Source organism: Campylobacter sp. RM9333 (assembly GCF_020137705.1).
In the GTDB taxonomy this organism is placed as follows: domain Bacteria; phylum Campylobacterota; class Campylobacteria; order Campylobacterales; family Campylobacteraceae; genus Campylobacter_E.
The window spans coordinates 1-10,379 of record NZ_JACGAY010000036.1 but is presented as its reverse complement, the minus strand read 5'-3'; the positions used below and the strand labels follow the sequence as shown (position 1 = coordinate 10,379).

The window sequence follows — 10,379 nt, the reverse complement described above, 5'->3', positions numbered from 1 at the left end:
ATTTAATTGTGTTTTTTAGTATGAGATTATAAAAATAGATATTTTAAATGATATTCACGATGCATTACTTAAGGCTCAAAAAGATGGTGTAGGATTTAATGAATTTAAAAAGGGCTTAAAAGCTACTTTAAGTGATAAAGGCTGGTACGGAAAAAAAGACATTGTAAATCCACTCACAGGCGAAGTAAGAAGTATAAATATAAATTCATCAAGACTTAAAACAATCTATACAACAAATATGCAAAGAGCTTATAATCTAAGCCGTGCAAAAGTGATGATGAACTACACTTATAAAACATATTGGCTTTACAAATCAGCAAAGCTTAGCACAAGTAGAAGTAGTCATTCTAAAATGCATAATGTTGCAATCCACAAAGATGATGCTTGGTGGCTGATAAACTACCCACCGAATGATTATAACTGCAAATGTTATGTAATACCAATTAGTGAAATAGAAGCAAGAAAATATAAAATAATGACAAATCCACCAAATATCGCAAGTGAGCAATTTGCGTATGATAAAAGGATTGGTGTAAGTAATAATGTAAAGACCCAACTTAGCTCAAGTCTTGATAAATTACCAAAAAATCCAAGCTATGACAATCTTAGCGATGAAGAAGCTTTAAATAAAGTTTATGAAAGATTTAATGCTAAAAAAGGAGAATTATTAATTGATAAGATAGGCGATGTAATAAGGCTTGATGATATGTTTTTTATGGATAAAAAGAAAAATGCTCCATAAATCAAAAAAAGAAATCGTCATTTATACATTGATTATTTCCAAAAGTTAATAAATGACCCTGATGAGATTAGACTAAGTCAAGAATTAGACCCTAGATTTGATAAGTCAGTCATTAAAAAAAACATATATAAAATGGTTTTATGATGATAATATAAAAAAAGCTTTAGTAATGGTAGTAAATCAAAAAGGCGATGTGATAAATAATAAAACTATGTTTTTAAGCGATAGAGAGGATTATCTAAATGATATTTTAACTCAAGGTAAAATAATCTATAAAAAATAACTACTAGCGGCTCAGTAACGAGATAAAGAGGACTCGCCGCATTTGTCTTTGGTCTCATACTTGATAGTAGTTATTGTGATATTTTAGTGGATTTTGCATTACTTGTCAAATTTATAAGAAGTAAGAAAGGAGGGCTGAGTGTTTCATAGCCAATGAGCCGCCGCCCTCTATGGCGATGATGCTATGAACACATAACAATTCTCATGCCAGCATTTTAACTCATTTAAACTTATTTGTCAAATAATGTTAGCTTTAAATACCTTTTAAATCGCTTTTAAGATGATTTTCTAAAAGGTCTTTTGTTTCTTCTTTAATCTCATTTATAGCGATTTCGCTAAAATCTTCGTATATTGTCAAAAAACAAATTCAAAACCTGATTAATTAGCTATCGAAATCCACGCAGTGCTTAGCGGAGATACTGTTGTAATTGATACAGAAGAATAAATCATGCTGATTCATCTAATCTAAGTCCTTTAGACGCAATTAAATACTTTGATGATAAATTACCTAAAGATTATGATTTAGATAAACTTCGCTTTAGTACATATAATCGTACATTTTTAATAAGTGGAATAAATGAAATTGAAACATTTAAAAGAATGCATAGTATACTTAAAAAAAGCTTATTTAAATGGCACGAGCTTTAAGATTGCGTAAAAGAGCTAGAAAGCATTAGTGGACTTCATAAACACCATTTAAAAATTGTCTATAATCAAAACCTAAGACAAGTATATAGCTTTGCTAGGTATGAAAAACAACTAATTAGCGATAAGCCTTACTTAAGATATGTAGCAATTATGGATAATAGGGTTAGGGATAGCCACAAAGCCTTTCACGGACTTATTTTACCTAAGGAGCATTCTTTTTGGCGTAACAATTACCCGCCTAATGGCTGGGGTTGTAGGTGCAAAACACAGGTTTTAAGCCTTGATGAAGCTAAAGCATTTGGCTATAAAGAAAACGCAAAAGACCCAATAAGTTCATTAAATGCTGCTGTGCGTGGATTTGATAATAATCCTATTGAGCCTAATAATGCTTTATTTAAAGTATTAGAAGAAAAGGTAAAAAGTGTAGATGAAACTTTAAGAAAACAAGCTCGTAGGATTATGAATAATGCTTTTACAGACTACATCAAAAGAGAAAGCTTATACAAAGAGATAAAGGCAAGTTATGATGAATTTAAGCCTAAGTATGATGCTTTTATCAAGCAAAAATTAAAAGGCTTAGAAAATCCAACACAAAAGCAAAAAGACGATATAAACGAAGCTTTTAAAAAGAAAATAAGTTTAATTACCGAAAATCTAAAAGCTAAAAACAAAAGAGAACACGCCTTTATAGAAGTAGCAAAACTTGACGGCTCTAGTGTGTTTTTAGACAAGTATCAGATAGCAACGCACCTAAAACACACAAGTATCACAGCTATGGATTATACGCTTATAGATAGGATTATTAAAGAGGGTAGCATAGATGAAAAAGAAAGTAAGCAAAGAGGTAAAACCATCATTTATAGTATTTTAGGTAGGAGATATAAACTTGTTTTAAGACCTGATAAAGGTAGGTATTTAGTGGATAGTTTAAGGTTTGATGATGAGTGATGTCAGGGTGGGGAAAGCTAACTAACGTAAGGCTGATTAGACCTTTTAAAGCTTTAGTCAAGACCCAACCTAAACTACAAGCCCCTTTTTTGCGTCAATCACACACAAAGTTAAGGGTATTATAAATAAACATAATTAAGGAGAACTTAATGGATATGCAGTTTGGCTTAGGGCTAAAGTTAGCCTTAGGTGGATTTGATAAGCTAAAAATACAGCAAGAAAGATTAGAAAAACTAGGCAAAATTGCAAAGCTTAGCACTGATAAAATGAATAATCTAACAAAAAGCATAAATAAGCTTAATAATTTAGATATAAAAGCAGGTCTTGCAAAAAAGCAATAATAAAAATTTTGGTAATTATAGGTTTTTATTTTTCTATTTAAATTTTATTAGAATTGGGCTTATAATAAAAAATTACGATAAGTTTTTTATTTTTGTTTTTAAGTTTCAAACCGTGTTGTGATAGAATTAGGTTTGCAATTTTATCACTTCGCTCTTATGATATTAAAGATGCTAGAGTTTCAAACCATGTTGTGATAGAATTAGGTTTGCAATTTACTAAGAGGTCTTAAGGGTGCAAAAGTTCTTTTGTTTCAAACCATGTTGTGATAGAATTAGGTTTGCGATTTCATTTGATTTATCTAGGTTTAAAGAGTAATTAGGTTTCAAACCATGTTGTGATAGAATTAGGTTTGCAATGGAAGAAAAATAAGCCAAATTTATATCAAATAGTTAGTTTCAAACCATGTTGTGATAGAATTAGGTTTGCAATTTTAGATAATTCATTGTAATAATTATCATAGTTTTTGTTTCAAACCATGTTGTGATAGAATTAGGTTTGCAATTGAATAGCTATTTAACTAACCCCACGCAAGCGTGGTTTCAAACCATGTTGTGATAGAATTAGGTTTGCAATTGAGCAAGGAAAACTTGTTTGTATGTTAAGTATTTGAGAGTTTTTAAAAAGTAGTGATTTTTCCACTTTTAAAATTCTTTCAAATTTTAGCACTTTAGTGGAAAAATTAAACCTGTGTTTAGTTTGTATCACTAAAATTAAAAAGCAAATCTAATTCTATCACAATATATTAGAGTTTGAAATCATTTTAAAGTTAGTAAAATATCGGGCAACTGGCTTAGCCACCCCGATAACCCTTCAGTAAAATTAATTCAACTCATGATATTTTATGTATAGGTAAATGTTAGTTTTAAAACTTTTGATTTTAAAATCACTAATAAGAGTAGAAAAATATCGGATAATTATTTTATAACTCCGATATTTTATTATTTATTCCATAACATTTATAAATTATAATATTTTATATATACTCACACAAATGAATTTAAAGGAACACGAATGAAAACTTATATTGGCATAGATATGGGAGCAAAAAATAATGGAGTATTTATAACACATACAAAAGATGGAAAGATTGTATATAAAACGGCTATGAACTATATTTTTGACCCATCTTTTATAAATTTTTTGAAAAAAGATAGAACTTCCAAAAGACACCAAAAAAGGGGTATAAAAAGGTCAAAATTTGCTAGAAGGCTTTTAGATGAATTGTTAAATAAAATCAAAATCAAAGATTTAAGCCAAAGCGAACTTGAGCTAATATATGGACTACTTAAAAATCGTGGGTTTAATTATATAAATATAGAATTTGAAAATGACATTAGCGATGAGAGTTTAGAAATATTAAACGAAATTGATAGCTATGAGTTTAAAAACTGCATTAGTAAAAACAACTATGAATTAAGGCTTTCAAAATTTGCAAACGAGTATGATACTGATGAATTCTGTGAGTTTTTAGCTAAGCAAACTAGCCTAATAATGCAAAAATATGATAACGATAAATTTGTTTATAGTATAAAAGCAAGTGATAGAAAAGCTATTACAGATATGTTTGAAGCTCTTAGAAATGAAATGCTTAAAAATAACAAGCATAGAGAAAAATATATAAAAGACATAAAAGAACTTTGCAAAAGTGTGGAATTTGAAAGCGTAATTTCAAAATTAAATATAAATGCCGATGAGTTAGCCAACCTTATTGGTAATATTTCAAATTATCAAACAAGGGTTTTAAGAAGGTATTTTAATAACAAATTTGATGATGTTTTTGATGATGAAAAATTAAGAAAACAAAGCATAAGAAATATAAAATTTCTTACCTTTCAAGGCGAAAAAGAGTTAGAAAACAAACGCACAATGTTAGAAAACCTAGAAAATTCAAGCTATGAATATCTATGTAAAAATGACCCAATAATAAGCATTCCACCTTATGAGAGAATGAATAATAAAAACCCACAAACTTGCAATGTATTAGTCTTAAAAGACAAGCTTAGTAATAAGCTAAAAACTTGCCTAAAACATATTTTAGAAAATCCTAATTTTTCAAGCCTTACTATAGACGAGAACGGCGTTATAAAAGAATACGATGAATTAGATGAAAATGAGTTAAAAGTGGTTTTTCAAAGATTTTTAGATATATCTAATGGGTATTTAGAAGATACCAAGCTTTATCCTAGAAGTTTTGATAAATATGCAAAATATTTTAAAGATACGATATGTTTAAATGATAGTGATTTTGATGCCTTACAAGACTTTGCAAATAAATATTATGATGAATTGCTGCTGGCTAAAAAAGGTGTATTATCAAACAAACTTTTAAAGCCTTGTGGGTGTCATACTCCTTATAAAAATAACCTTAAACATACTCATCTTAGTATTTTATGGGCTAAGCCTGATGGATTTAGTGAAAATGATGTCAATGTTTTTATGGAATTTATAAATAAAAAAGAAAATAAAGTTAAGGGTAATACTACCTTAAAGGGTTTTTTAACTAATCTTAGCGAAATGGCTAAATCTTATCAAAACTCCTTTTACAAGGCTTTAGATGATGAAAAGGCTTTATTAGATAACAAGGCTACAAATGATAAGGAATTAAAAAAGATTTTAGAGCAATATAAAAAAGCCTATGAATTAATAACTAGCCAAGAAATATTTAAAAATGTAGCTAAAAGCGATAAGCTAAAAACTATGATAAATCAGCTGCTTCAGAGTGCAAATATAATCTTAGATGATACTAAGGGTTTTAATAAACTTTGCAAGGAACACTCATTGCAAACTTTACTAAGAACAAGTGGTGAAAAAGCTATGTGTTCGGTATTTGGCTCGGATAGTGCAAGGCTTATAAATGGTAGGGTTGAAATGTATATTGATAGACTTGCTTATGAGATTATAAAAGATTTGGATTTAAGTAATACTAAAGAATTAAGTATAAATATAGAGCAAAATGCCTTTGCTTTTGAAACCGCGGCAAAAGAGCTTACAAAAACTAAAGTAAAAAGAAAGCCTAAAGAGCATTTTGTAATATGCCCTTATAGTGGGGAGTCTTTAAATCTCAAAAATGCTGAGTACGATCATATCTTGCCAAGAAGTAAATGTAAGTATAACTCAGAAGCGAATTTAATTCCCGTAAAATCATACGAAAATTTTAGAAAAAGTGATGGGTATATTTATTTTACTGATTTAAAAGAAAAATATAAAAATGATATATACAAAAAGTGTGGTGTAGCAAACGAAAATGAGTTAAAAATCTTTATAAATAATACTTTAAAAGGTATTGATACCGATAAATATACAAATTATAAAAATCTAAAATATCATGAGCAAATTGCCTTTAGACATGCACTTTTTATGCCTAAAGAAAACTTTTATGCTAAAGCATTGGAATTATTAGAACAAGATAAATTAAAAACCACAACAAACGGCACTCAAAAACGCCTTGCTAAACTAATAGTTCAAAAAGCTCTAACAAAGAATAAAGATTTAGATATTAATGTAAATTTTATTGATAGTAAGCTAACAAGTGCTATTAGGCGTGAGCTAAGTCTTGATTTACCAGAAATAGCAAAAGAAAAAATTCAATCAAGCCATAGCCATTGTATAGATGCTAGTGTTGTATTTTATATAGCTAGTGCTATTAAGGATAAAAAGGTGGTATCTATAAATGAGAATGTGAAGTTTGAACCAAAGTTTAAATTCAGTGAGATTTATCTAAAAGAAAGTGAGATAAAAAACATACAAAGCCAAAAGTACTTAGAATTAAGTCAAGATAAAATCTCAAGAAAGCAATTATTTAAAGATACGATTTACTCACTTAGATATGAAAATGCTAAAAATTTAAGTGATAAGCATTTAAATATTTTAAAAGAATTTGATTTATTAATGGAAGTTAAAAAACTTAAATCGGTAAGATTTCATATAGATACCAAAAAAGTTTTTGATTTAATCTTTGCAAGTTTTGAGGCAAAAGATATAAAAACACTAGAAAAAATTAAATTTTTAGATAAGTTTTTGGTATCAAGTGTTAGAAAAGATGTTTTAGATATATTTTTTGATGCTAAAAGTGGCGAGTTAATCAAGCCTAAAGATAATGGGGCAAATATAGAAAAGTTCTATGCAATTCTAGTAAAAAATGAAGTAAAAACTAAAAATGAAGTAGAAAAAATCCATAAGCTTTATATAAATAATTTCTACACAGGCAATCAAAAAGATATAAAAAGAGCTAGAAACAAACGCCGTGTTACATACTCGCTAAGTGTTGTAAGTGCAGCTAGTTTTGTGGTGCGTAGAAATACAGGCTATGAAGGTTTAGCAAATGAAAACATAGCTACAAAAAATTATTTTGATAAGGATAGAATTGTGGGTATAAAATATTATAGCAAGAATGTTTTACCACTCAAAATAGCTGATATTTTAGATATTTTAAACCTTAGCGAAAATGCTAAAGAAATTTATAAAATAAGCATTAAAAATAACTTACCAGAAAAAATCTCAAAGCTTGATTTTATAGTTAGTGAAGCTGCTAGACATACGGTGCAAGTGCATTTTAATAAGGCAAAATTAGGATATGATTTGGATATTTTTAAGAGTGCATTAAATGATAAAAACGATAAATGGGTGAAGTTTTGTGATGAGTGTTTAAATGTTGAATTAGTTGAGTTTTTAGGTAAGCCAAGGGATTATAAAGCTAGTATAATTTGTGATAATTTTGAAGTTTTAGGGCTAAAATACACAACAAATCAAACCTCAAAAGCAAATAGACAAATTATGAAAGATAATATATGCTAAAACATCTCGTGGTGAATTCTTACGGGGTGTATTTGGGGCTAAAATCGGCTAGATTAATAGTCAAAAAAGATGGAGAGTTAATCAAAGAATATCCACTTAAAAACCTAAAAACCATAAGTATAAAATCTCGTGGTGTAGGACTAAGTAGTGACTTAGCCTATGCTTGTGGAGTGCGTGGGGTTAAGATATTTTTTAATGATTTTAAATCTCATTTAGCTTTACACACTTTACACGAGCATAAAAGCGTAAATGTGATAAAACATCAGATTTTAAGCGAACAAAACGGCAAAGACCTAGCCTTAGCAAAAGAGCTAATCATAGGTAAAATCAAAAACCAACGCTCCACGATTTTATACTTTTCAAGGTATTTGCAAGATGATTTGCTAAAACAAAAAACCACCGAGCAATTAAAAACATTTATTAACGAGCTAAAAACTTATAAAATGACAAAAGATAGCATTTTTGGCATTGAAGGAAGTGCGGCAAAAGTTTATTTTGATTATCTTAGACAAACAAGGCTTTTAGGAGATGAGTTTGTAAATCGCACGGGCAGATATGCAGATGATAATGTAAATAAAGCCCTAAATTACGGCTACGCAATACTTTTAAACATAATTTATAAAAGCGTGATAAACGCAGGGTTAAACCCATATTTTGGGGTGCTTCATAGCTTAAGAAGTGCTAAGCCATCGTTAGTTTTGGACATTATGGAGGAGTATAGAAGTTTTTTAGTTGATAGAAATATCATCAAACTAAGGCATCAGCTAAAGGGTGATTTTAATGAGTGTAAAAAGCTAATTTCAAATGAGATTTTTAGCTCACTTGCTAAAAAGTTGCCATATAATCACTCAAAGCTAAGTCTTGAAAGCATCATACAAAGACAAATTTATAAGCTTAGTGGGTTTTTGTGTGGTGCTAATAATTATCATTCTTATGTGTTTAGGTGGTGAGTGTGTATATTGTAAGCTACGATATAGAAGATAACAAATCACGAACAAAACTTTTTGAAGAGTTAAAATACTTAGGGCTTTTAAATATCCAAAAATCAGTCTTTTATGGAGAGCTTAGCAAAAGTGAGATAAAGGTGGTAAAAGAGCTTTTTAAAAAGTTTTGTGGTGATGGAGATAAGGCGTTTTTGTGTAGGTGCGAGATAGATTTAGACTATACGCACGGCTATAAAAAGGCTGATTTAGAGCAACTTAGTTTTGATAGTATTTAGTAACTTGTGTATATTTTAACCAAAACAATGAGAATTTTAAATAATTTGAAATAGGAATTTCATGGAACTTTTGAAGGCGAGTTTGATTAGGCAGTTTGTGTTTTGTCCTAGGATATTTTATTTTTATAATTTTTGTGATATTACACCAAAGTATCCTAAGCATGTAGATTTTGGCAATGATTTTCATAAAAAGCAAGATGAGCTTTTCAAAAGTCGCACATTTGCTAAACTTGGGCTAAGCGAATATAAAGCCTATAAAAATCAATATTTAGAAGATGATGAGCTGTGTGGGGTTTGTGATATGCTATTTGTTGGGGTTGATGAGGTGGTGGTGCTTGAGTTTAAACAAAGTAATAATCTAAATCTTAGTAACGGGGCGAAAATGCAACTACTAGCATACGCAAAAATAGCTAGTAAAACTTATGCTAAGCCTTGCAAAAGAGTGATTTTATGCTCATCAAATCATCTAAAACATAAGGTTTTTAATATTTTTCCGAATGATTTTGCTAGGCTTAAAAGAGTTGTAAAAGATATGAAAAATCTTTTAGATAATGGAGTTTTTCCAAATAGTAGCGCTAGTCTTAATGCTTGTAATCAATGTGAATTTTTTAACTATTGTGATGATAGGGAATAAATTTAGTATGTTTGTGTTAAAGTTTATCGGGGTGGCTAAGCCAGTTGCCCGATATTTTACTAACTTTTCGGTATTTCTACCTACTTATGATTTCAAACGCTCGTTGTGATAGAATTAGATTTGCTTTTTAATTTTAGTGATACAAACTAAACATAGGTTTAATTTTTCCACTAAAGTACTAAAATTTGAAAGAATTTTAAAAGTGGAAAAATCACTATTTTTTAAAAACTCTCAAATACTTAACATACAAACAAGTTTTCCTTGCTATTGCAAACCTAATTCTATCACAACACGGTTTGAAACCTGCCAGGAATGCCAGTAATGAATGAAATAGACATTATTGCAAACCTAATTCTATCACAACACGGTTTGAAACAAATTAACTATATCTTTTACACTTAAAATTCTTCTTGGATTGCAAACCTAATTCTATCACAACACGGTTTGAAACTCCATATCCAGCGTTTGTGTGGTTAGTCAAATTAATTGCAAACCTAATTCTATCACAACACGGTTTGAAACTAAATTTAGCACCCTTGCAAAACTAGCACATAGTTTATTGCAAACCTAATTCTATCACAACACGGTTTGAAACTGTCTAATTAATAAATAATTTCATCATTAAGCTTTATTGCAAACCTAATTCTGTTGTAAGAATGCTAGAAATTAATAATATAACATAGTAATACAAAACAAATACGATTAAGTAAAAAAATATAAAGTAGAAAAACTAGTAGTGAGTTTAAATTATTTAAATATTTTAAAATATT

At 29.2% G+C, this 10,379-nt stretch carries 7 protein-coding genes, 1 pseudogene and 2 CRISPR repeat arrays; all 8 genes and pseudogenes read left to right on the top strand.

All coding sequences use genetic code 11. The features are described from left to right. Positions 1-25 precede the first annotated feature (25 nt). The 8 genes and pseudogenes from AVBRAN9333_RS09250 to cas4 all read left to right on the top strand — a co-directional run bounded on the left by AVBRAN9333_RS09250 (position 26) and on the right by cas4 (position 9,609). On the top strand, positions 26-742 hold the full coding sequence (locus tag AVBRAN9333_RS09250) for a phage head morphogenesis protein (protein WP_336609895.1): 717 nt from the start codon (positions 26-28) through the stop codon (positions 740-742). Positions 743-839: 97 nt separating this feature from the next. Further along, the gene (locus tag AVBRAN9333_RS09245) at positions 840-1,025 is read left to right on the top strand and encodes a hypothetical protein (RefSeq protein ID WP_336609894.1); all 186 of its coding nucleotides are present in this window, start codon (positions 840-842) and stop codon (positions 1,023-1,025) included. A gap of 665 nt (positions 1,026-1,690) precedes the next feature. After that, positions 1,691-2,620 (top strand): annotated as a pseudogene (locus tag AVBRAN9333_RS09240) (phage head morphogenesis protein); the annotation flags it as partial. 149 nt (positions 2,621-2,769) lie between these two features. Next, positions 2,770-2,961 carry a hypothetical protein gene (locus AVBRAN9333_RS09235; protein ID WP_336609893.1) on the top strand — a complete coding sequence of 64 codons (192 nt, stop codon included), beginning with the start codon at positions 2,770-2,772 and terminating at the stop codon, positions 2,959-2,961. Positions 2,962-3,063: 102 nt separating this feature from the next. Beyond that, positions 3,064-3,532: direct repeats of the CRISPR family, unit length 34 nt; unit sequence GTTTCAAACCATGTTGTGATAGAATTAGGTTTGC. A gap of 441 nt (positions 3,533-3,973) precedes the next feature. Continuing rightward, the gene (locus AVBRAN9333_RS09230) at positions 3,974-7,756 is read left to right on the top strand and encodes an HNH endonuclease domain-containing protein (RefSeq protein ID WP_336609892.1); all 3,783 of its coding nucleotides are present in this window, start codon (positions 3,974-3,976) and stop codon (positions 7,754-7,756) included. Continuing rightward, on the top strand, positions 7,750-8,706 hold the full coding sequence (cas1, locus tag AVBRAN9333_RS09225) for a CRISPR-associated endonuclease Cas1 (RefSeq protein ID WP_336609891.1): 957 nt from the start codon (positions 7,750-7,752) through the stop codon (positions 8,704-8,706). The genes AVBRAN9333_RS09230 and cas1 overlap by 7 nt, the downstream gene beginning before the upstream one ends. Positions 8,707-8,708: 2 nt before the next feature. After that, a complete protein-coding gene (gene cas2, locus AVBRAN9333_RS09220; protein ID WP_336609890.1) occupies positions 8,709-8,975 on the top strand; it encodes a CRISPR-associated endonuclease Cas2 in 267 nt (88 codons plus the stop codon). 61 nt (positions 8,976-9,036) lie between these two features. After that, the gene (cas4, locus tag AVBRAN9333_RS09215) at positions 9,037-9,609 is read left to right on the top strand and encodes a CRISPR-associated protein Cas4 (protein ID WP_336609889.1); all 573 of its coding nucleotides are present in this window, start codon (positions 9,037-9,039) and stop codon (positions 9,607-9,609) included. Positions 9,610-9,875: 266 nt separating this feature from the next. Continuing rightward, positions 9,876-10,205: direct repeats of the CRISPR family, unit length 38 nt; unit sequence ATTGCAAACCTAATTCTATCACAACACGGTTTGAAACT. Positions 10,206-10,379: the final 174 nt, after the last annotated feature.